General features: G+C 70.8%; 19 protein-coding genes. 9 read left to right on the forward strand and 10 right to left on the reverse strand.

Going from position 1 to position 22,358, the window contains the following annotated elements:
* Positions 1-155 precede the first annotated feature (155 nt).
* From AB0B14_RS28855 to AB0B14_RS28870, 4 genes are all read left to right on the forward strand, one after another.
* Positions 156-1,976 carry a hypothetical protein gene (locus AB0B14_RS28855; RefSeq protein ID WP_357525231.1) on the forward strand — a complete coding sequence of 607 codons (1,821 nt, stop codon included), beginning with the start codon at positions 156-158 and terminating at the stop codon, positions 1,974-1,976.
* Positions 1,973-2,551 carry a type VII secretion system-associated protein gene (locus AB0B14_RS28860; protein ID WP_357525233.1) on the forward strand — a complete coding sequence of 193 codons (579 nt, stop codon included), beginning with the start codon at positions 1,973-1,975 and terminating at the stop codon, positions 2,549-2,551. The genes AB0B14_RS28855 and AB0B14_RS28860 overlap by 4 nt, the downstream gene beginning before the upstream one ends.
* Before the next feature lie 209 nt (positions 2,552-2,760).
* Entirely contained in the window at positions 2,761-3,309 is a 549-nt protein-coding gene (locus AB0B14_RS28865; RefSeq protein ID WP_357073916.1) for a sigma-70 family RNA polymerase sigma factor, read from the forward strand.
* Positions 3,306-4,028 (forward strand): zf-HC2 domain-containing protein, encoded by a 723-nt coding sequence (locus tag AB0B14_RS28870; protein ID WP_357073913.1) that lies wholly within the window; start codon positions 3,306-3,308, stop codon positions 4,026-4,028. Before AB0B14_RS28865 ends, AB0B14_RS28870 begins: the two co-directional genes overlap by 4 nt.
* Positions 4,029-4,105: 77 nt before the next feature.
* On the opposite strand, the gene AB0B14_RS28875 is transcribed toward AB0B14_RS28870, so the two are convergent.
* From AB0B14_RS28875 to AB0B14_RS28895, 5 genes are all read right to left on the reverse strand, one after another.
* Positions 4,106-5,023 (reverse strand): hypothetical protein, encoded by a 918-nt coding sequence (locus tag AB0B14_RS28875; RefSeq protein ID WP_357525235.1) that lies wholly within the window; start codon positions 5,021-5,023, stop codon positions 4,106-4,108.
* A 118-nt stretch (positions 5,024-5,141) separates the two neighbouring features.
* Positions 5,142-8,021: a BTAD domain-containing putative transcriptional regulator gene (locus AB0B14_RS28880; protein ID WP_357525237.1), complete on the reverse strand. Its 2,880-nt coding sequence runs from the start codon at positions 8,019-8,021 to the stop codon at positions 5,142-5,144.
* Between the two features lie 82 nt (positions 8,022-8,103).
* Entirely contained in the window at positions 8,104-8,487 is a 384-nt protein-coding gene (locus tag AB0B14_RS28885) for a hypothetical protein (protein WP_357525239.1), read from the reverse strand.
* 67 nt (positions 8,488-8,554) lie between these two features.
* A complete protein-coding gene (locus tag AB0B14_RS28890) occupies positions 8,555-9,763 on the reverse strand; it encodes an alcohol dehydrogenase catalytic domain-containing protein (RefSeq protein ID WP_357525241.1) in 1,209 nt (402 codons plus the stop codon).
* 110 nt (positions 9,764-9,873) lie between these two features.
* On the reverse strand, positions 9,874-12,702 hold the full coding sequence (locus AB0B14_RS28895; RefSeq protein ID WP_357525243.1) for a BTAD domain-containing putative transcriptional regulator: 2,829 nt from the start codon (positions 12,700-12,702) through the stop codon (positions 9,874-9,876).
* Positions 12,703-13,002: 300 nt separating this feature from the next.
* Here AB0B14_RS28895 and AB0B14_RS28900 point away from each other — a divergent pair, with 300 nt between their 5' ends.
* Together AB0B14_RS28900 and AB0B14_RS28905 are read left to right on the forward strand one after the other, a co-directional pair.
* Complete coding sequence (locus tag AB0B14_RS28900; RefSeq protein WP_357525245.1) at positions 13,003-14,007, forward strand: sigma-70 family RNA polymerase sigma factor; 1,005 nt, start codon at positions 13,003-13,005, stop codon at positions 14,005-14,007.
* A 4-nt stretch (positions 14,008-14,011) separates the two neighbouring features.
* Positions 14,012-14,764 carry a GNAT family N-acetyltransferase gene (locus AB0B14_RS28905; RefSeq protein WP_357525247.1) on the forward strand — a complete coding sequence of 251 codons (753 nt, stop codon included), beginning with the start codon at positions 14,012-14,014 and terminating at the stop codon, positions 14,762-14,764.
* Positions 14,765-14,823: 59 nt separating this feature from the next.
* On the opposite strand, the gene AB0B14_RS28910 is transcribed toward AB0B14_RS28905, so the two are convergent.
* The 3 genes from AB0B14_RS28910 to AB0B14_RS28920 all read right to left on the reverse strand — a co-directional run bounded on the left by AB0B14_RS28910 (position 14,824) and on the right by AB0B14_RS28920 (position 17,163).
* Positions 14,824-15,897, reverse strand: a complete 1,074-nt coding sequence (locus AB0B14_RS28910; RefSeq protein ID WP_357525250.1) for an alpha/beta hydrolase — start codon at positions 15,895-15,897, stop codon at positions 14,824-14,826.
* Between the two features lie 22 nt (positions 15,898-15,919).
* Positions 15,920-16,579 carry a hemerythrin domain-containing protein gene (locus AB0B14_RS28915; protein ID WP_357073889.1) on the reverse strand — a complete coding sequence of 220 codons (660 nt, stop codon included), beginning with the start codon at positions 16,577-16,579 and terminating at the stop codon, positions 15,920-15,922.
* An 83-nt stretch (positions 16,580-16,662) separates the two neighbouring features.
* Positions 16,663-17,163: a cupin domain-containing protein gene (locus AB0B14_RS28920; protein ID WP_357525252.1), complete on the reverse strand. Its 501-nt coding sequence runs from the start codon at positions 17,161-17,163 to the stop codon at positions 16,663-16,665.
* A gap of 178 nt (positions 17,164-17,341) precedes the next feature.
* Between AB0B14_RS28920 and AB0B14_RS28925 the strand changes: the two genes are divergently transcribed.
* Together AB0B14_RS28925 and AB0B14_RS28930 are read left to right on the forward strand one after the other, a co-directional pair.
* On the forward strand, positions 17,342-17,800 hold the full coding sequence (locus AB0B14_RS28925; protein ID WP_357073883.1) for a hypothetical protein: 459 nt from the start codon (positions 17,342-17,344) through the stop codon (positions 17,798-17,800).
* Positions 17,797-18,126, forward strand: a complete 330-nt coding sequence (locus AB0B14_RS28930) for a transcriptional regulator (RefSeq protein WP_357525254.1) — start codon at positions 17,797-17,799, stop codon at positions 18,124-18,126. Before AB0B14_RS28925 ends, AB0B14_RS28930 begins: the two co-directional genes overlap by 4 nt.
* Here the strand turns inward: AB0B14_RS28930 and AB0B14_RS28935 are convergent.
* The gene (locus AB0B14_RS28935; protein ID WP_357525256.1) at positions 18,123-19,712 is read right to left on the reverse strand and encodes a Na+/H+ antiporter; all 1,590 of its coding nucleotides are present in this window, start codon (positions 19,710-19,712) and stop codon (positions 18,123-18,125) included. The genes AB0B14_RS28930 and AB0B14_RS28935 overlap by 4 nt on opposite strands.
* Positions 19,713-19,862: 150 nt before the next feature.
* Here AB0B14_RS28935 and AB0B14_RS28940 point away from each other — a divergent pair, with 150 nt between their 5' ends.
* Entirely contained in the window at positions 19,863-21,476 is a 1,614-nt protein-coding gene (locus tag AB0B14_RS28940) for an FAD-dependent oxidoreductase (RefSeq protein WP_357073873.1), read from the forward strand.
* 73 nt (positions 21,477-21,549) lie between these two features.
* Here AB0B14_RS28940 and AB0B14_RS28945 read toward each other — a convergent pair whose 3' ends face one another.
* Positions 21,550-22,242: a type 1 glutamine amidotransferase domain-containing protein gene (locus AB0B14_RS28945; protein ID WP_357525258.1), complete on the reverse strand. Its 693-nt coding sequence runs from the start codon at positions 22,240-22,242 to the stop codon at positions 21,550-21,552.
* Positions 22,243-22,358 lie beyond the last annotated feature (116 nt).

The raw sequence follows: 22,358 nt of genomic DNA on the forward strand, positions 1-22,358 counted from the left end.
GCACCCCTCAGACGTCACGGCACCTGCGCGGTACACGGACCGGCGCGCGGAGCGGTTCAGCGGCGGTGAACCGATCTCCCGCCGGCTACGTGTGCGACTCGGCTCCCGGCGGACGGTTCGGGCGCCGGCCTGACGATGCGATGGGGAGGTTCGTCATGACGCGTCCGGGCGACGCCGAGTGGTCCGTGTTGCAGCTCGACTCAGATCCCGTGCCGGGTGACTCCGAGTCCTTCGAAGAGATCACCCGGGCATACCAGGAACTCGCCAGAACCACCCAGGAGGCCCACGACCTGCTCGCTTCCGGAAGCCAGGTCGACGTCGGCCAGGGCAAGGCGATGGACGCCTTCCGGGATCTGATCGGCAAGCTGCCCGGGCGGCTGGACGGGATGGCGAACTCCTACGCCGCGGCGGCGGACGCCTACCTGCGCTATCTGCCATCGCTGGAGGAGGCGCAGACGATGTCGCTGCGTGCCCTCGACCAGGCGCGGCAGGCGGCCGGAGACCAGCGGGCGGCGCAGGCGTCGGTCGCCTCGGCGGTGGCGGTGCTTGTCACGATGAACGCCGACACCGCGACCGCCCCGGACGCGAAGGAACAGGTCACCGACGACGCGAGCGCCGCCCGGAGCCGGGCGGCCGACGCCCAACAGGCGTTGGACGGGGCGAAGGCGCTGCTCGGCCAGGCGACAGCCCTGCGCGACCAGGCGGCCCGGACCGCCGCGGAGACACTGAACCAGCTGGCGAAGGACGCGCCGCAACGCTCCCTCTGGGACAAGATCGTCGAGGCGTTCCACGCGTTCGTCGACTTCCTCCAGAGCACGGTGATCGAATGGATCACCACGATCCTGGACGTGCTCTCGGTGGTCGCGTCGTTCATCTTCCCGCCCCTCGGTTCGGCGATCGGCTTCCTCTCCGGCGGCATCGAACTCGCCGCGGCCGCCCTCGGCGGCGATCCGGCCGAGATCGCCCTCGCCGCCGGTGGGCTGGCGCTCGGCCTGGTTCCGGGTGGACGGATCGTCAGCCGGGTCATCAAGCTCGCCAGCAAGCTCGGCAAGGTACGCCCGGGCAAGATTGCCGACGGCATCAAGGACAGCACCCGGGAGGTCACCGGAGGCGCCGCCGCCGCACCGGGTCGCGGCATCGACGCGAAGGTCACCGAGGTCGGCCTCGGCAAGACCATCAAGGGCGTGTTCAACCGGATCGACAACAAGGTGTTCGACCTGCGGTTCGCCCGGGATCTCAAGAACGCCAAGAAGAAGCAGGCGCAGGATCCGACACTCATCCTCGGTCAGAACAGCAAGGGGCACCTCAAGACGTTCCGCGCCTCGGACGTCGAGTCCACTCCCCTGGTCGACAACAACGGGAGGCAGATCGGCGTCCTCTTCCCGAGCCGGGCCACCGACAACGACAGCTTCACGAGTTGGGCCCGGACCGACGCCAACCTCGCCTTCGGCCGCAACATCGGCGGGTCGATCGCGGAGCCCGGCACCAAGGCGATCCGGCGGCTGCCCGGGACGGAGCCCAACTTCGTGGGCAACAAGTTCCAGGTCGCGCCGTGGGCCCGACTCAAGAGCGAACCCACCCTGGTCATCGCGCACGGCAACCCGAACGGTGCCGCCGTGCGGTTGAAGGACGGCAGCGTCCTGCACGTGCCGGGCGGGCAGTTCGCGAAGGTCGTGCACCACAACGAGATCTTCCGGGCCACCAACTCCGCCTCGGACCCCGGGAAGTCGATCGCCATGATCTCCTGCAACTTCGGCAACACCGCGGGCACCGGGGGGCAGGACTTCGCCAATGCCATGCGGGATCTCGGCAGCCAGCGGCGGATCTTCGCGGCGGACGAGACGGTGGTCACCACCGAGGGCGTGGACGTGGACGGGCTGTTGACCACCGCGGGCCGCCCCATCGCCACCCTGGCGGTGGAGAACGGCGGCAAGTTCACCCGCATCGATCCGAGTGGCAAGGGGGCGAGTTCATGAGCGAACAGGACGAGGGCGAGCGGCAGCGGCACTGGATGCTGCTGCTGGACGAGGAGTTGACCGGGCCCGCCGGCGGGGACGCCGACACGGCCGAGATGCCACCGGTGGAGACCATCGTCGGTGGCTGGCTGGTGGAGCCGGACGGCACCGTCGGCCGTTTCGCCGCCAACCCGCTGTACCGGCCGAAGGATCCGGAGGCGCCCACGAGCCCGGTGGACGCCGCCGCGCGACTGGTGGCCACCGGCCGCGCCGGCGTCGACGCGGTGCTCCTGGCGCTGCGGGACAGCCTCGTCGAGGTGGCGCTGGACAGCGAGGGTGCGGTCATCGTGACGCCGGCGCCGGACGACGTGCCCTGCGTGCTCGTCGCGACGAGCGCCGCGGACCAGGCCCGGGTCGACGCGGCAGACTGGCGGCAGGTCGACCTGGAGGAGCTGCTGACGCTGCTCCCCGACGGCGTCGACGTGCTGCTCAATCCGGGCGGGCAACGTGCCATGCGGTTGTTCGCCGACGCGTTGCGCGAGTTGGCCGAGGCGGGCGTCCCGGAGAGCGGCGAGCCCTGGCCGTACGCCCGGTAGGAGTGTCACTCCGCTGGTCTCGGGCGCGCCGCCCGAGACCAGCGGGTCGCCAATTGATGACCCAAAATGTCTCGAATCGGCCACGACGTGGGTGATCAGACAAGTTTTCTATTGATCAACAAGCGCTGACGACGGGGTGTGCATCCTGAGGACCCGTGAGCATCCGGTGGAGACGCCGGCGACGTGAGGGTCAGCAAAGGGTGGTAGCCATGGCGGGATCAGGACCTGTTCGTCGGCAGGAAGTGGCAGGCGAGGCGTTGGTCCGGTCCATATTCGAGGAGCACGGACGCGCGATGCTCGCCTACGCGACCCAGTTGACCCGGGACCGCGCCGCCGCGGAGGACGTGGTCCAGGAGGCGCTGGTGCGGGCGTGGCGTCATCCCGAGAGCCTCGTCAACGGAAAGGGCTCGGTCCGTGGCTGGCTGCTGACTGTCGTCCGCAACATCGTGACCGACACCGTACGCGCGCGAAACGCACGGCCACCGGAGGTCCCGGAGAGCCCGACCGAGGCCGCCGCCGAACGCGACCACGCCGACCACGTGGTGGACTCGATAGTGGTGACCGACGCGCTGAAGCACCTCTCCCGAGAGCACCGACAGGTGCTTGAGCAGGTGTATCTGCTCGGGAGTACAGTCGCGGAAGCCGCCCAGGTGCTCGGCATCCCGGCAGGTACCGTCAAGTCACGCACCTACTACGCACTCCGGGCGCTCCGCGATCTCGCCGAACGTCCAGCCGGGATGGAACGGCCTGCCTCATGACATCCGACAGCTCCTCGCCGCACGCCGACCACCTGGACGTCGGCGCTTACCTGCTGGGTGACCTCGACCCGGATGCGACCCGCCGCGCGGAGGAACACCTGGCGGTCTGTGCGGAGTGCCGGGCCGAGGTCGAGTCGTTGCGCAGGTGGGCCGGTGCGCTCGACAACGTGCCCGAGGTGATGCTGCTCGACGGTCCACCGGAGGACGGCGACCTTCTGCTGCAACGTACTCTGCGGCAGATCCGTGGCGAGGCGGCCGAGCAGCGCCGACGACGCCACGCGATGTCCGGCGTCGCCGCGGCGGTCGTCGCCTCCGCCGTCCTCGGGGGTGTCTTCTTCGGGCCGGCGGCCGACCGGGCGCCGGGCGTGACCGCGCAGCCGGCTCCGGCGTCCCCGAGCGGCACGGTTGACCGGGCGGCCCGCTCGGCCACCGCGACCGATCCGGCCACCGGCGCCCGTCTCGCGGTGGCCGTGCGGCCGGCCACCGGCTGGGTACGCGTCACCGCGACGGTCTCCGGCATTCCGCAGGGCCAGCGGTGCCGCCTGCTGGTTGTCGGCAGGGACGGCAGCACGGTGCTGGCAGGCAGTTGGTTGGTGTCGGAGAGGGCGGCCACCGAGGGCACCACCCTGGACGGCAGCGCCCTGATCGACCCGGCAGCGGTCGACAGTGTCCGGGTGGAGACCACCGACGGCAGGGCGTACGTCAGCGCGACGCTCTAGGGCCCTAAGGCCTGTCCCACACAGCGATGCGCCGGCCCGACCAGTGGCCGAGCCGGCGCGGTGCCGTGCCGTCGGGGTCAGCCCAGCCGCACCGAGACGACCGCGTTGTCGAAGCCGACAGTCCCCAGATCCGCGACGTCGCCGTTGATCACCTGCGAGCGGCCGGTGCAGTCCTTCCCCGCCCAGATCTTGAGCGAGCCCGGAGCGGCCACGGAGGACGCGGCCCCCGGTCGGTCCAGGTTCCGGCAGCCGGTGCCGGCCACACCCTGCGACCCCGCACCATCGCCGAAGGTGGGGTCGTCGAAGAAGACGGCGCTCGTGGCCGGAGGCGCCGGCGAGGCGTCCGGGGTGGGCTGCTCCCCACCGGGGACGCCGGCCTTCCCGCCGACCGGGGTCACCCCGAACCAGGTGCCGCCGACGCCCTGACCCAGGGTGTCACCCGGCTTGGCGTCCTTGGCGAACCGGTAGACCGCCCACCCCTTGATGGTGACCTGCCGGGTGCCGTCGCCGCGCAGGATCGTGCCGACGTCCTCCTTCTTGACCCCGGCGACAAAGATCTTGCCGCCCGGAGCAACGGTGACCGGCGGCCAGGTTTCGGCGCAGACACCATCGCAGTTCGAGACCGGCGGCTGGTTGCTGTCCCTGTCGAATCGATAGAGGGTCAGCCCGGCGCCGTTGACCACGACCGGGTCGAGCTTTCCCACCTTGCTCGCGGTCAACTGGGTCCAACGCTGGGCGGACTCCTGGGCGCTCCCGGTCGCCACCCCGCCGTTGCGCACCGCCCAGTCGCCGGTGCCCTCCGCCGAGTTGTTGGACTTGGCGGTGCCGGACACGAGCGCGGGGCCGGTCCCACCGCTCGGAGCTGCCGGCTGGCTGCTGCCCAGGTCGGCGGCCCGGGCCGGACCGGGCGGCACCTGGGACGAGCCGCACCCGGTGAGCGTCGCCGCGCCGACGGCCAGCACGGCGAGGAGGGGAGTCAGGTGGTTGCGTGTCATCGGGGATTCTCCAGCGGTCAAGCGGCTTCCAGGAGGTCCGGAAGCCGATCGACATCCACACGGAGCATGCCCGCGATCGGTTCAGGTCCGCCGGCCGTCGGGCAGCACGCAGCTGTCGTCAGTGCGGTGGCGGGTGAGCCGCACGATCCAGCTCTGCCGCCAGATGACGCAGCTTGGCCTGCAGGCGAAGGGGGCCGCCGCCCTGGAACGACCCCAGCACCTCCCGGGCGCCCGCCAACGCCGTGCGCGCCGCGCCCACGTCACCCATCGAGATCAGCAGCTCGGACAGGCTCACGAAGGCCTGGAAATGGTACGGCCCCTCGCCGAGCAGGCGCGCCGACTCGACGGCCGCCTCAAGCTCCTTGACGGCGTCCTCGGCGCGACCGAGCTTGACCAGGTTGTCCGCGACGAAATCCTTGTTCATTCCCTCCTCGTGCGGGCGCCCGACGCGGCGATTGATGTTCAGCGCCTCCTGCAGCACCTGGGCCGCGTGCTCGTACTGGCCCAGGCAGGTGAGCGATCTGCCCTTCGAGTAGAGGCCGCGCATCTCGGCCGTCTCGTTGCCCGCCGCACGGCAGAGCGACACCGCCGTCTCCGCGTACTCCAGGGCTCGCTCGTGCTCGCCGAGGCTGGTGCAGACCGCGTGCATGTTGATCTGGGTGAGCGCCTGCTCCAGCAGCATCCCGTTCGCCGCGAACACCGTCAGCGCGGCCGACAACAGATCAAGAGCCTCCTGGTCGGCCCCCTGAAACCACCGTGCGCCGGCCAGGCTGCGCAGCACGTGCGCCTCGCCGACCATGTCCCGATGGTCGCGCGTGGCCTGCAGGGCGAGCCGCATGACGTCCTCCCAGTCCTGGAAGTAACCGGCCCACTCGAGGTACTGCTGCATCGTGACCGCCAACTGCCAGGAGACGGTGCCGTAGCCCAGCTCGGCCGCGACCCGGACCGCTTCCCGGAGCACCTCGCGCCGCTCGGCGAACCACCTGTTGGCCTCCTCGTACGACGCCGGCTGCTCCGAACGCACACCCGGCTTCGGCGGGGCGGGTGGAATCGGCGGGCGGTTCGGATGCAGCATGACCTGCGCGTTGAAGCTGCTGTGCAGGTAGTACTGGAGCAGCCGGGTGACGGCGGCGCGCTGCTCGTCGACCGGATCGGTCGTTCGGAGCAACTCCTCCGCGTACGCCCGGACCAGCACGTGCGAGGTGTAGCAGCCCTTGTCGTGCTCCGACACCAGCGCCGCCTCGGTCAGTTCCTCCAACTCGGCCCGGGTCCGATCCGGGTCCCGTCCGGACAGGCTGACGCAGGCGCCGAGGGTGATGCCCGGGGTCAGCGCCACCGACAGCAGCCGGAAGAGCCGTGCCGCGCCGGGGGTCAGCTGCCGGTACGACCAGGAGAACGCGGTGCGCGGATCGGTGACGCCGACGCCGCCCGGGAACGCGGCGAGCCGTCGGGCGCCGTCGCGCAACTCGGCCGCCACCGTGGCCAGCGAGAGCTGGGGCCGTACGCTGAGCCGGGCGGCCAGGATCGACAGCGCGAGCGGCAGCCGGCCGCACAGTTCGATGATCTCGTCGAGGACGTCGGCGTCGATACCCTCGGCCGCACGGCTCGGCAGGACGGAGAGCCGGGTCGACAACATCCTGCGAGCGTCGGGCAGGTCGGGGACGTACGCGCGGTACAGGCGTGCGCCCTCGGAGGCCGAGAGACCGACAAGCGGGCGCCGGCTGGTGATCAGCACCAGGCTCTCGGCCGAGTTCGGGAGCAGCGGACGCACCTGCGACGCGTCGCGGGCGTCGTCGAGCAGGACGAGCATCCGCTTGCCGACGGTCAGGCTCCGGTACGTGCCCACCAGCGCGTCGAACGTGTCGGGTACCTCCGACGCGCGCACACCGAGGGCGTACAACAGCGAGCGCAACGCGTCCGCCGCCGAGACGGTGCCGTCCTCCCCCGCGTTGCCGCCCAGGTCGAGGTGGAGCTGGCCGTCGGTGAACTCGTCCGCGACCGAGTGCGCGAAGTGGGTGACGAGCGTCGACTTGCCCACGCCACCCATCCCGTCCACCGCGACGACCATCGGGCTGGTGCGCTGGCCGTCGCGCATGCCCAGAACCAGGTCGCGCAGCACCGTCAGCTCGAACGTCCGTCCCACGAACATGGGCTGGTCCGGTGGCAGCTGCGCCGGACGCACCAGCGGTGCCGGGAGCACCGCCGCGCCGGACTCCACGTCCGGTTCGGCCGCCTGGGTCAGCACCCGGTGCTGGGCGTTGCGCAGATCCCGCCCCGGGTCGATGCCCAACTCGTCGGCGAGCCGAGCGCGGATGGTCCGATACGCCTCCAGCGCCTCGGCCTGGTGTCCGGCCGCTCCGAGCGTCGTCACCAGGCTGGCGTGCACCGGTTCGTGCAGCCGTCCCATCTGCGCGGCGAGTCGCAGCGACGCCAGGACCCGCGCCGGTTGGCCGACACGGGTGGCGATCTCGGCGGCGGCGACGGCGGCGTCGAAGACCTCACCGTCCAACCCGGAGAAGGTCGCCATGGCTCCCGCGGTGTCGGCCAGGGTCTCACCGGCCGGTCCGTGGCAGAGTCGCAGGGCCTCCAGGTAACGGGCCAGCGCCTCCTCCAGCCGGTCGCCGCGCGCGCTCTCCGCCGCCTGCGCGACGAGCCCGCGGAACGCGACGAGGTCCAGCGTCGCCGGGCCCGCGGTGAAGCGGTAACCCGTGTCGTGCCTGGTCAGATACGAACCAGCGGCCCGCGGCGACAGGCCGGGCTCGAGGAGCCGCCGGATGGCACCGATGTACTTGTGGATGACGTTCACCGCGCTGGGCGGCGGGCTCGGTCCCCACACCAGGTCGATCAACTCGGTCATGGCGATCCTGCGGCCCTGGTGCGCGATCAGGAGGGCCAGCAGGCAGCGTTGCTGCCGAGGGCCCGCGTCGAGTTCGACGTCACCCCGCCAGATCCGGAGCGGGCCCAGGATCTGCAGGCGTAGCGCGTTCGAGTGGGCCAACCGTTGTTCCTTCGAGGTCGAATGACTCTCGAAACGTAGTCACGGTCAGTGGATCATTTGTTGACGTCGACTGGACCGGCCGTCACCGCGGCACGGTCCCGAGCCACCAGTAGCCCACGAAACAGGCGAACGGCGACAGCGCGAGCATCGCCGCGGCGACCCAGCCGGCACGCCGGTCACCCGGCCGGTGGGCCAGCAGCCACGTGTTCGTCGCGACGAAGGCTCCGCCCAGCAGCACCGCGGCGACGGCCAGGAAGACCACTGCCGCGCCGGCCTCGTCGCCGTCGATCTCGACGGGTGGCAGCCGTCCGGCGATCGTCGCGTACGTGTGGTTTGTCGGCGACGAGGTGGGGTGGTGTGCCGCGTACGCCAGCAACGACATGAGGACCGCGAGCGGGGCGACGGCGAGCAGGCCGAGAACGGCGTTGCTCAGGGCCGCCAGGGTGACCGTGACGTGTCTGCGCACCCGGTCAGCATCCGCCGACCCACTGCACGCGCGATGGACCACCACTTGATTCGGCGCCGAACGGCCCTCACGCGGTCCGCAGGGCGACCTTCAGCCAGCCGGGGCTGCGAACGTCGAACTCGCGGTACGCGCCGATCGCGTCGGTGAGCGGTTCGTGTTCCGTCACCACGTCCTCCGGATGGACCTGGCCGGACGCGACCATCGCCGCCAGTTTCGGGATGTACCTGGGATGATTGCCGTTGCCGGCCCGGACGGTGAGGTTACGAGCCATGGCCGTGCCGATCGGAAAGTACCGGTCGGCGGGTGGGTAGACCCCCACGATCCCCAGGGTGCCCACCTTCGCGAGGCTCTCCACCGCCCAGGTCTGCGCCTGGCTGGGCGCGTCTCCCGGCTTCCAGTGCCCGTCCACTCCCGCACTGTCGAGGTTCGGGGAGATCCTGCGCTGCTCCTCGCGGTTGCGCTCGTCGTCCCTGCCCGCGGCGGGGCCCGACTTCGGGCTCTCGCCGTCCACTCCGACCGCGTCGATGGCGCAGTCGGCCCCGATTCCGTTCGTCAACTCCATGATCGCCTCGACCGGATCGGTCTCGTTGAAGTTGATCACCTCGGCCCCTCGCCGGCGGGCGTGTTCCAGCCGGTCGGCGTGTCCGTCGATCGCGATCACCCGCGACGCGCCGCGCTGGTAGGCGGAGAGGATGGCGAACTGGCCCACCGGGCCACAGCCCCAGACGGTGACGATGTTGCCGTCGCTGGCGTCGGCCAGCACCGCGCCGAAGTAGCCGGTGGGGTAGATGTCGGACAGCGTGATGGCCTGCGCCTCGGTGACGTTCTCCGGCAGTCGGATCAGGTTGGTGTGCGCGAACGGGATCCGCGCGTACTCCGCCTGCAACCCGTTGAACGGGCCCTGCGCCTCGGGTGAGCCGGGCGAGCCCGTGCCGGCCCGCGGCCCGTACGGGTTGACGTCGTCGCACTGCGCGAAGAGCCCTCGGCGGCAGTAGGCGCAGGACCCGCAGCCCAGCACCGCCGAGATCACCACCCGGTCGCCGGGTTTGAGGTTGCGGATCTGCGGTCCCACCTCCTCGACGACCCCGACGCCCTCGTGGCCGAGGATCTTGCCCGGCTTCATCCCGGGCATCGTGCCCCGCACGAAGTGCAGGTCCGTGCCGCAGATCGCCGCCGTCGTGATCCGGACGACGGCGTCCGTCGGCGCCTCGATGCGGGGCTCGGGCACGTCGTCGACGCGGATGTCGCCGATGCCGTGCCAAACGACAGCCTTCATCGGGCGCCCCTCTCCCACACTGTGCACCGGCGTTCGAGCCAGCACACGCTGACCTTCTGACGAAATTCGGGGCTACCCGGGACACCGCACCGCAAACCCGCGCGAGACCGTCAGGCCGAGGACAGCAGCTCGGTGAGACGGAGGAGAGCGGCACGCATGCTGTCGGTGCCGCCGCCCTGCAACTCCCCGAGAACCACGCGGGCCCGCTCGAGCACCCGCGCGGCTCCGGGGACGTCGCGAGCCGTGATCAGCACGTCGGCCAGCTGCCGCAGGGCGTCGAACTGCAACGGCCGGTCCCCGACGCGGTACGCCGTCTCCGCCGAGAGTTCCAGCTGCTCGACCGCCTCGCCGACGTGTCCCGACGCGGCCAGGTTGCGGGCGATGGCGGTCCGGATCTCGCTCTCCTCACGGCCGCGTCCGATCCGCTGATTGAGTGCGAGGGCCTCGTTCAACGCCCGAGCTGATTCCTCGACCCGACCCAGCCCGGCGAACGACGTGCCGCTGAACAGGAGGCTGACGACCTCGGCCCGACGATTCTCCAGGAGGCGGGACAGCGACAGCGCCCTCGCGCTGTGGTCGAGGGCGAGGTCGTGCCGGCTCAGCGCACTGAATACCTGGTGGAAGTTGTTGTGCACGAGCGCCTGTTCCAGCCGCATGTCCCGGTCCTCGAAGATGCGCAGCGCCTCGCCGAGCAGGTGCAGCGACTCGTCGTTGGCTCCGAACACGTGACGGGCGCCGGCCAGGCTGCGCAGGACGTGCGCCTCCCCGACCTCGTCGTGGCTCACCCGTGCCGCGTACAGCGCCACCCGCATGACGTCCTCCCAGTCCTGGAAGTAGCCGGCCCACTGCAGGTACTGCTGCATCGTGATGGCGAGCTGCCAGGGTGCGATGCCGTACCCGATGTCGGCCGCCCGGTGGACCGCCTCCTTGAGCACCTCCCGCTGGCTGGCGAACCAGGCGATGGCCTCGTCGTACGTCTCCGGCTGCTCCGCGACCACACCGGGCAGGGGCGGCGGCGGCTCGATCGGCGTCCGGTTCGGCTCCAGCACCACCTGCGCGCGGAAACTGCTGTGCAGGTAGTACTGCAGCAGGCGGCTGATCGCCGCCTGCCGCTCGGCCGCCGACTCCTCGGCGTGCAGGAGTTCCTGCGCGTACGTCCGGATCAGCACGTGCGACGTGAGCCGACCGTCCTCGTGCTCGGTCACCAGGTCCGCCTCGATCAGCTCGGCCAGCTCGACCCGGGTGTCGTCGGCGTCGCGGTCGCCGAGACTCACGCAGGCCGCGGCCGTGACACCCGGCACCGGGGCCACCGACAGAAGCCGGAACAGCCGGGCGGCACCGGGACCAAGCTGCCGGTAGGACCACGAGAACGCGGTACGCGGATCACTGAGGCCACCCCCGTCGGGGAACGCCTCGAGCCGGCGAGCGCCGTCGCGTAGCTCGGCGGCGACGGAGGCCAGCGACAGTCGCGGGCGGACGGCGATCCGGGCCGCCAGGATGGCCAGCGCCAGCGGAAGCCGGCCGCACAGCTCGATGATCTCGTCGACGATCTCCCTGCCCGCCGTTCCGCCGGCCGGCAGGTCGGCGAGACGGCTTTCGAGCAGCCGACGGGCCGTCGGCAGGTCGGGCGGATCGACACGGAGTGGATGGGCCCCGTCGAACGCGGCCAGGCCGACGAGCGACCGCCGACTGGTGACGAGCACGAGACTGTCCGCCGAGTTCGGCAGCAGCGGACGCACCTGGGAGGCATCGCGGGCGTTGTCCAGCAGGACCAGGATCCGCCTGCCGGCGGTCATGCTGCGGTACATCCCGATCCGCGCGTCGAACCCGTCCGGAACGTCGGAGGCGGCCACGCCCACCGCGTGCAGGAGAAGGCACACCGCGTCGCCGGCCGGCCGACTCTCACCCTCGCCGAGGTGACCCTGCAGGTCGAGGTAGAGCTGCCCGTCGCTGAACTCGCCGGCCACCCGGTGCGCGAAGTGGACCGCAAGCGTCGATTTGCCGACGCCGCCCATGCCGTTCATCGCGACCACCAGGGGGCTGGTCCGTCCGACGGCCCTCATCCCGTTCACGAGGTCGTCCAGGATCGTCAGCTCGGGGTCGCGGCCCACGAAGAGGGGTAGGTCCGGCGGAAGCTGCGCCGGACGCACCAGGGGAATCGGCCGAGATATCCCGGGGACCGGACTCGGTTCCCCGGAGGGCGGCATCCCCGCCTGGGTGAGGGCCCGCCGCTGGGCGTCCCGGAGCTTGTGCCCAGGGTCGATGCCCAGCTCGTCGTCCAGGCGCGCGCGGATCGCGCCGTAGACCGCCAACGCCTCGGCCTGCTGGCCGGCCGCGGCGAGCGTCGTCACCAGGCACGCGTGGACCGGCTCGTTGAGCCGGCCCATCTCCGCGGCGAGCCGCAGCGGGGTCAGCACCCGCGCGGGCTGACGCACTCGCACGGCCACCGCGGCGGCGGCGACCGCGGCGTCGAAGAACTCGCTGTCGATGCCGGCGAAGGTCGCCGTCGCGTTGTCGATCAAGCCAGCACCGGCCGAACCGTGGCACAGCTCGAGAGCGCTGAGGTAGTGGTCGAGCGCCTCGGCGGGACGGTCCTGCCCCAGGCAGGACTTCGCGGCGGAGACGTGCCGGCGGAACGCGAGAAGGTCGAGCGTCTCCGGCCCCGCGACGAAGCGGTATCCGTTGCCGTGCCGCAGCAGGTAGGACCCGGCCGAGCGGGTGGGCAGATCGGGTTCGAGCAGGCGGCGCAGCGCGCCCACGTACTTGTGGACGACGTTCACCGCGCTGGGCGGCGAGTCCGGGCCCCAGATCAGACCCGTCAGGTCGCTGGTGCTGACGGGCCGCCCCGCACGAGCCAGCAGGACCGCCAACAGGCCGCGCTGCTGACGCGGGCCCGCCTCCATCTCGATCTCACCGCGCCAGAGCCGCAGCGGGCCCATGATCTGCAGGCGCAGCGCACCCGTCGGGGCCGGCTCCGGGGACCGGCCGGGGCGAACCGGCTCTTGTGCCGAATAACTTGACGGTGACTGAATCGAGCGTCCGTTCTTCCAGCTCTCGGGACAGCAGGGTGCCGCGAGCGGCAAGACGGACGTCGGGGTTGAAAACGGCACGAGGCGGGCCGCTCCGCGGACGGTGTGGTCCTGGCTTGTGTCGACGGGCATGTCCTGCAGATCCAGGCGGCAGGACGAAAGTTCGATCCGCTGAAGAAGTTTTTCACTGGCCGGAGCTAGCGTTCCGGCATGCTCCTACCAACCTCGGCACCCGCCTCGACCAGCGACGCGGAGCAGGTGGTCCGGGCCGCCCAGCAGGGCGACCCGCGAAGCTTCACGCTGCTGTTCGAGCTGCACTACGCCGGCATGCTCGCGGTGGCACACCAACTGCTGGGCGCGGTGCCCGAGGCCGAGGACGCCTGCCAGGATGCCGCGATCACCGCGTTCGGCCGGATCGGCGAGCTGCGTGACCCCGCCGCGGTCCGGCCCTGGCTGCACGCCATCGTGCGCAACAACTGCCGCAAACTGCTGCGCTCACGAAGACCCGTCCCGGTGGGCGTGGCCGGCGAGACCCTGCACGCCCCGGAGCAGGACGACCCGGTCGCCCGGATCGACCGCAGCGCACTGCGGGACTGGATCTGGCACGGACTGCACCAGCTGTCGCCGGCCGCACAGACGGTGGCGATGCTGCGCTACTTCACCGAGAACAACTCATACGAGCAGATCGCGGACCTCTGCGGGGTCCCGATCGGCACCGTCCGCAGCCGCCTGAGCGAAGCGCGCCGTCAGCTGGCCGAGGTCCTGCCCCGCGTACACGACGAGCGGCACGACGGGACCGCGGCGCTGCGGGCCGAACGACGCGAGGAGGCGACGACTGTGCTGTCCGCGGTGGCCGACGGTGCGCCGATGAACAAGGTGGCCGCGCGCTGGGCCGAGGACATGACCTTCTGCTGGCCGAGTGGCAAACGGACGATCGGCCGCGAACCGGTCTTCGCGGCCATGCGACGGGACTATGACTCCGGCGTCGCTCACCAGATCACCGCAGTGGTGGCCGGTGCGGGCATCACGATCTGGGAGAACGCCTTCGTCAACCCGCCGGAGGATCCGTTCCACTGCCCGCCCGGCGGGACCTGGCTGCTCCGCGAGAAGAAGGGCCTGGTGTGTGAGGTGCGCCTCCTGCACACCCCGCGACCGCCCCGCCCGGAGATCACTCCCCCGGCGAATCGAACTTCTGGCCGCCCGACCGGGTCCTGAGGGTATGACCACCCATTCCATCCACGACCTGGGCCCGCAACTTGCCGCCAACCGCCGCTACTGGTGCGGCTGGGCCGGTACGCGCCCCGACACCGACCTGCCGACCTACCGCACCGACATCCCCCACCCACTGCTCAACGGGGTCCTCCGCGTCCGCGGACAACAGCTCGACGACGCGATCGCGGAGGCGAGGAAGCACCTGACCGGCTCGCGGTGGGGCTGGTGGGTGGGCGCGGACAGCGACGAGGGCACCGCCGAGGGCCTGCTCGAGCGCGGCGCGGAGCAGATCGCGGACATGCCGATCATGGCCGTGGACGTGACCACCGTGGCCGAGGCCGAGGCGCCCGCCGATCTGTCGATCCGGACCGTCGTCGGCCCGGTCGGGATGCGGGAGTACGTCGAGGCCTACGCCGGGCCGCTCGGCATCTCCGGTGACCTGGGGATCGTCGTCGACCGGGAACTGAACTTCGCCTACCCCTACGTGGTCCGGCTCGCGGGCACCGTCGACGGCCGAACCGTCGGCACGTGCACCCTGTCGCTCGGCACCGACGTCGGCGCGCTGTACTGCATCGCCACCGATCCCGACTTCCGTCGGCGCGGCATCGCGACCGCCCTCACCCGCGAGGCGTTGCGCATCACCCGCGAGTCGGGGCGGCGCATCGCCACGCTGCAGTCGAGCGCCGAGGGTGAGCCGGTGTACCTGCGGATCGGCTTCGACACCGTTGCCCGCTATCGCCTCTATCAGCTCCCGGAGTGAGCTTGCGGCGATGCCGCCCCGGCCGCTCACTGCCGGCCGGGGCGGCATCGCCGCGCCCGTCACCACCAACGCGCATCGTGCCGTCCGGTCAGGGCCAGCTCGCCCGCCCGACGAGGCCGGCCGGGAACGCCGCCGCAGACCCGTAGGGCGAACTCGAGCACCACATGGCTGAAGCGCTCGGCCTCCTCCAGGTGCGGGAAGTGCCCGCTGTCGGAGAACTCGGCCAGGACCGCATCGGGAATGGCCGACCGCAGCATCTCGGCCGGCTCGGGGCCGAATGCGAAGTCGTGCACACCCGCCACGACAATCGTCGGTGCGCTGATCGAGGGCAGTGCGCCACGAAGGTCGAAGTCGGTGGCCGGCCTCGGCCAGCAGGGCAGCGCACCGAGGAGATGGGCGAACTCCGTGCGCCGCCGCCAGTAGTCGGCGAAGTAGGCGGGGAGGAGCTGCCAGAGCCGTGCGGTGCTCTCGTGCACCCAGCGGTCGGCGGGCCGGTCGAACGCGGCGATCATCGCTTCGGCATCGGTGCGGTCCGCGTGGGCCAGCGCGTACTGCCGGAGCTTCTCCCGCGCCGCTGCCCGGGTGTGGTGATCGGCCATGGGTGCGGTCGCGTACAGGATCAGCCCGGCGGTCCGGTCCGGGCGGCGCAACGCCAGACTCTGCGCGACGAATCCACCGTGCCCATGCCCCAGCACGAGCACCGGGACGTCGGAGAGGTTGGCAATCACCGCGTCGAGATGGTCGGCGTAGGTCTCGAGGTCGTACGTCGCTCCCGCCGGCAACCGGCTCGAACCGCCCGTGCCCACCGGCTCGAGATAGACCATCGTCAGACGGCGCTCGAGCAGTGGCATGCGCAGATAGTCTCCGGAAAGCCCCGGACCACCCGGATGTACGAAACAGAGCGGGCCGCGGCCACGAATGTGACAGATCAGGGAGAGGTCGCCAACCCGAACCGTGTGCGCCTTTTCCGAACCAGTATTCATTGCAGCTCCTCGGTGACCACGAATGACAATCAGCAGCCCCCCGGCAACCCCCAGGTCGAGCATGTCGGATCGCAGTTGATTTCCACTGACCATCTCCGACGCGGCCCGGGTGCACGATGAAGGGCAACCGGGTTCCCGGCTGCCCTTCATCGGCTCAACTGTCAATACCCGGTCAGGCGGTGCTGCCCACCCTGTCCAGGCCCAGACGACGGGCGTATCGGGTGTACGCGCCCGGCCCGAGCCGGGAGAGCACGAACCAGGCCGGACCCGGGATGACCGCCCTGAGACCCGCGACGTGCTCGGGGGCGCCGTCGCGCAGCACCATCCCGAAGGCCATGGGCAACAGGTTCTTCGGCATCGTGGCCATCGCGGCCGCGCCCACCTCGGCCCACTCCTTGTCGGTCAGGTATTTGTCGATCAACGCCAGCAGGTGCGTCTCCTCGGTGACCAGGTGCTCCAGCATCGGCGGAATCATGGCGTCGACGGCCGAGGCCAACGCATCACGGTCCGCCGACGTCGCCCTCCAGCGCCAGACGGTGGCCAGCCTCTCCACCTCGACAAGTGCCTCGTGCAGGCCCTCGTGCTGACGTTCCATGGTCTCGACCAACGGCGCGATCTCGTTCGGGCCCCGCTGCAGCAGTTTCGGCCAGACCTTCTCGTCCTCACCGGCGTGATGCAGGTTCAACAGACCGGTGAGGATGAGTACGTGCTCGGCGACCCGTGCGGCGGCGGCGCTGTCGTTGGCGGCAACGGTCCGGACGAGTGCCGCGGCAGCGGGAAACTCGCGTCGAAAGGCGCCGTGGACGAGGTACATGTCGCGACTATCTGCCATCGTTCTTCCTTCTTGATCCGTGCACGTTCGATGTGGGTCGGAAACGCCATCGCCCGAGTGTTCGAGGAGCGGGCGAGCATCGTTTAACGCGCGGCGTCGCGCAGTTGACTCCAGGGGCGACCCTCGTCGCCCGGGAGACGCGTGGTGCCGAAGCGTTCGTCGATCTCGGCGAGCTGTTCCGGGGTGGGATTCGGGCCGAGGCTGCCGAGTTCCTCGAAGAGTTGCTCGTTGCCGGCCGGCGCGCTGACGAACAGCAGCTTCCCGCCGGTCGGGGTGACGAACGTGTGATAGGCGCCCCGCGGCACGATGACAGTGGTTCCCGGGCCGCCGGAGAATTCGGCCTTGCCCACCCGGAAGTGGTACTCCCCCTGCAGGACGTAGGCGATCTTCATGAAGTCGTGGTGGGCGTGGGGCGGGTTCTCGACGATCACGTCGTGATGGAACACGAATGCCCCGAGTGCCCCACCAACCTCGGCGCCTCGCACGAGGATCTCCGGCCGATGCGGGCCGCCGAGTTCGACAAGCCTTTCCGCACCGGGCTGCACAGCCCACCCGTCCCGACCCCAGTCCGCCTGGCCCGTCATGGTCGCCCCCGTCTCGTGATTCCCGACTAGTAGGGCAAGTCAACGCCGCGGCACACGATTTCTAGTGAGTAAGGAGTTACTTCCGGCGACGGACGCCTCGGCAAGTACTTGCCGACGTGGAAAGTGAGTGCTAGCTTTCCGTACTAGCAAGTACTTTCTAAGACGAGGGAGTCACCTGATGAACACCCCTACACCCGAAGAGGCCCGAGCAGCTCTGCGGGACGTCGACCGGCGGCGGACCCAGACGGCAGCGGCGGCAGGCCGGTCCCGGTGGGGTTGGATCGTGGCCGGGGTCCTGATCGCGGCGTACGGAGTTCTCGCCGACCGTGAACCACAGTTCGTCCGCACCTGGGGCAGCGCCATCATCCTGCTGCTGCTGCTCGTCGCTCTGGTGGGCAACACCCGGTTGGGCGGCTCGCTGCTCCGCCGGCCGGTGCGTCCGCGCGTCACGCCCGACCCGGCGAGCCTGGTGGGGCTGCTGCTGGTGCTGGCCGTCCTGATCGTCGGCACGACGATCGCCGCCGCCCTGGAGGTCCCGCACGTCGCGCTGTGGAGCGGACTTGCCGGCGGTGTCCTGGTGGCCGCCGCGGGTCCGTGGTGGCAGCGCAGGATCCTCACCAGGGAGATCGGACGTTGACCGACCCGAAGCTGGACCCCGCGCTGCTCGATCCCACCCGACTGGCCATCCTGGCCCTGCTGGCGGGAACGGAATGGGCCGAGTTCGCCTTCGTCCGCGACTCGGTGGAGCTGAGCGACTCGGCCCTGTCCAAACGGATCTCGGCCCTGAGCGACGGCGGCTACGTCGAGGTGCGCAAGGGTTACGTGGGCAAGCGCCCGCGGACCTGGATCAACCTCTCCCCAGCCGGTCGCGCGGCGCTGAGCGCCCACATCGCGGCCCTGCAGGAGATCGCCACGCGGGTCGGCCGCCCCGATTCGACACCTGTCCCCGAGCAGCGCGGCTAGGCGTTGCCGCGGCGCTGGGTCAGGTGGACCTGTTCGAGGTCGAGGCCGTCCTGCACGCGGCGAAGCACCTCGTCGTCGATCTCGCCCCGGTCACGCATGCGGACGACGGTGTCGTGGCGGTGGTCGATGACCGCCAGATGCAGGTCGGCGTACTGCTGCTCGTAGTGGGCAGCGGCCTCGTCGGGCCCGGCGTCGGCGTCGCCGTCGCGCAGCACGCGCAGGCGGCGGTCGTACTCCGTTCGCAACTGCTCGTGCACGTCGTCGCTCGTGCCCAGCCTCGCGGCCATCTCGGGCAGCGACGCGAGGGCGTGCGCCATCGACCCGATCTCGGCCGCACGGCGCTCCCGCTCGGCCTCCCCGTCGGCACCCAGCCCGGCCCACCGCGTCACCCGGGGCATCAGCGGCGCCTGGAGCAGCAGGGTCGCGGCGATCACGACGGCCGTGACGAAGACGATCAGGTCACGGTCCGGGAACTCCGCCCCGGACGGCAGGGCATGGGGTACGGCCAGCGCCGCCGCCATCGACACGGCCCCGCGGAAACCGGCCGCCGACATGAGCGCCCGCGGCCTACCACTCAGCCGTCTTTCGCGTTGCTGCGGCCGGCGGTCGATCGCCCGGATCAGATACGGGCTGGTGAACAGCCAGCCGAACCGCACCGCGACGATGACCGCGCAGACCACGACCGCGACCAGCAGGCCGTGGGCCAGCCCGGTGCTGTCCAGCCCGCGGACGGCCGACTGCGCCTCCAGCCCCACCAGGACGAACAGCGCCGCGTTGGCCAGCATGGTCAGGAAGTCCATGACGGTCTGGACGTGCCGGCGGGCATTACCGGGGAACAGGCGCGGCGAGGCGCGGCCCACCCAGAGTCCACTGACCACGGCCGCGAGGACGCCGGACACCTCGGCCGCCTCGGCGATCAGGTAGGCGGTCAGCGGCGTCATCAGCGCCAGGAGGTTGTGCTGGAACGGGTCGCTCAGCCGGCGGCGGATCTGCAGGACGAGGAACGTGACAGCCACGCCGGCCGCGATGCCGCCGAGGTACGACAGGGCGAACAGGCCGGCCACCCGGCCCACGCTGAGGTGTTCCTCGCCGAGCGTGATCCCGACCGCGAGCGTGTAGATCACCAGCGCCGTACCATCGTTGACCAGGCTCTCCGCGCGCAGCATGGTCGCGATGCGGCGCGGCAGCATCCGGCCCAGGACACCGACCGCCGTGGCATCGGTCGGAGCCACCGCGGCGCCCAGCACCCACGCCGGTCCCCAGTCGAGCCCGAGCGCGTGCGCGGCGGTGGCCACCCCCGCCGCTGTCGCGACCACGAGGAAGGTGCTCAGCAACACGATGACCCGCAGGTTCCGGCGGATCTCGCGCAGCGAGGAGGTGAACGCCTCCCAGTAGAGCAACACCGGGAGGAACACCAGCAGGACGGCCTCGGGTGGCAGGTGCACCACACGCAGTACGGGCACGAACCCGAGAAGGACACCGGCGATCAGGAGCAGCACCGGTGGGGCGATCCGGAGACGACGGGCCGCGCCCGTACCCATCAGGATGGCGACGCCGACCGCCACCACCAATGCGAGGCTGGACATCAGGTTCCCTGTCCTTCGTCTCGGGCCGGGTGCTACGCCGCCAGCGGTTCGACAAGTTTGACGTGCCGTGGTGGACAGCGAGTGGAGGGCTTCTGCGCCCGCCGGTCGGGGATCCACTCGTCGTCAACAGACGGAACCTATCGTTCGAGCATGAGCACCGGAGACGCCGACGGCCCTGTCCTCGACACGGAGCAGTTCGACCGCCTCGCCACCTACGGCACCGAGGAAGAGGTCCAGCCGGGACAGGATCTGTACGCCGCCGGCGACAGCTCCTACGACTTCTTCCTGTTGCGCACGGCCACCGCCGAGGCCGTCCGCGACGCGACGGCGCTGGAGCCCGAGCGCCTCATCTACCGGCGCGGCCCAGGCGAGTTCCTCGGCGAACTGAGTCTCCTCACCGGGCAGCAGGTCTTCCTCACGGTCCGCGTCGTCGCGGCCGGGACTGTCGTCCGGATCTCGGCCCCGGAACTGCGCCGTGTGCTCGCCGAGCAGGTCGACATCGCCGACGTCCTGATCGAGACGTTTCGCGCTCGTCGTGAACTGATGCGCGGGGCCGCCGGCAACGCCCTGGAGATCGTCGGTCGACCGCACGCGGCGGAATCGCTGGAGCTGCGCACCTACGTGACCCAGATGCTTCTCCCGCACGCCTGGCTCGACGCGGCCTCGTTGTCCGGGCGGGCGCTCATGCGGACGGCAGGCGTCGGCGAGGACGACCTTCCGGTCGCGGTCACCGCCGGCCGGGTACTGCATCGCGCCACCCCGGGCACTGTCGCGGAGGCACTCGGCCTGACCTATGTCGCCACGGCGCGCAACCCCGACCTGGTCGTGGTCGGCGCCGGGCCGGCGGGGCTGGCCGCGGCGGTCTACGGCGCGTCCGAGGGCCTCGTCACCGTGTTGCTCGACGGCACCGGCCTGGGCGGCCAGGCGGCCAAGAGCGCGCGGATCGAGAACTACCTCGGCTTCCCCGCGGGTGTCAGCGGCGAGCAGTTGGCGCGGCTGGCGATGATCCAGGCGCTGAAGTTCGGCGTCCAGATCTACGCGCCCTGCGCGGTGGTGGGCCTCGACGTCTCGGACGAGTTGCGGCCCGTCGTGGAGCTGGCGGACGGCACCCGAATCGAGACGTCCGCGGTCGTCGCCGCCACCGGAGCGCGTTACCGACGTCTGGACATCGAGCGCTGGGCGGAGTTCGAGCAGAGCGGATGCATCCGGTACGCCGCCACGGAGCTGGACCTGCGCGGCTACGAGTCGCAGCCGGTGGCGGTCGTGGGCGGCGCCAACTCGGCCGGACAGGCGGCCCTTTCCCTGGCCGCACGCGGCTGCACGGTGCATCTGGTGGTGCGCTCGGCCGACCTCGGGGCGAAGATGTCGACGTACCTGGCCGACCGGATTCACGCCCATCCGCAGATCCACGTCCACACCACCAGCACCCTGCGAGAGCTTCAGGGTGACGACACACTGGCGGCGATCGTCGTGGCGTCGGAGGGCGAACGCGCGAGGTTGGTCTGCCGAGGGCTGTTCTGCTTCATCGGCGCCGACCCGGCGTCCGACTGGATGAAGGGCATCGCCACGGACGACGACGGTTTCGTGCTGACCGACAGCCGGCTGCCTCCCGGCACGCACCCGGCGCCGCTGCCGTTCCAGACCAGCGCTGCCCGTGTCTTCGCGGTCGGCGACATCCGGTCCGGCTCCACCAAACGGGTGGCCACCGCCGTCGGTGAAGGCGCCGCCGCGGTCTCCGCAGTGCACACCGTACGGGCCAGCTGAGGTTGAGCTCCGATCGATGTCGGCCGTCCGGCGGGCCCCTCGCAGTGGTCCCGCCGGACGGAGACGATCGAGGTTACGCGCCGGCCCGGCTCACCAGCGAGATCAGCTGATCCGCCGCCGGAGCCGAGGAGGCCGGGTTCTGGCCGGTGACGAGCAGCCCGTCGCTCACCACGTACGACTCGAAGTTGCCCGCCTTGGAGAACTCGGCACCCTTGGCGACCAGCTCGTCCTCGACGAGGAAGGGCACCACCTTGGTCAGGCCCATGTACTCCTCCTCGCTGTCGGTGAACCCGGTGACGCGCTTCCCGGCGACCAGGGGCTCGCCGTCGGGCGTCGCGCAGTGCCGCAACGCGCCCGGAGCGTGGCACACCAGCGCGATCGGCTTGCCCGCCGCGACGACCTGCTCGATCAGCCTGATCGAGTCGTTGTCCTCGGCGAGGTCCCAGAGAGGGCCGTGGCCGCCCGGGTAGAAGACGGTGTCGAAGTCGTCAACGGACACCGAGTCGAGCCGTACCGTCGTGTCGAGCTGGCGTTGCGCCTCAGCGTCCGCCGTGAACCGGCGGGTCTGGTCGGTCTGGAAGTCCGGCTCGTCGCTCTTCGGGTCCAGGGGTGCCCGGCCGCCCCGAGGCGAGGCGAGCGTGACCTCCCACCCCGCGTCGCGGAACCGGTAGTAGGGCGCGGCCAGTTCCTCGAGCCAGAAGCCGGTCTTGTGCCCGGTGTCGCCCAACTGGTCGTGCGAGGTCAACACCATCAGGACCTTTGTCATGTCCACTCCTCGAATCATCGGTCCGCTCCTACGTGCCCTGGTTCGCCGTGAACATTCCTGGGCCGAGGATGAGGCCGGTCACGGGTTGGTAGTTGTACGTGGCCGCGGTTGACGAA

The sequence above is a fragment of the Micromonospora sp. NPDC049171 genome, assembly GCF_040648275.1.
In the GTDB taxonomy this organism is placed as follows: domain Bacteria; phylum Actinomycetota; class Actinomycetes; order Mycobacteriales; family Micromonosporaceae; genus Micromonospora.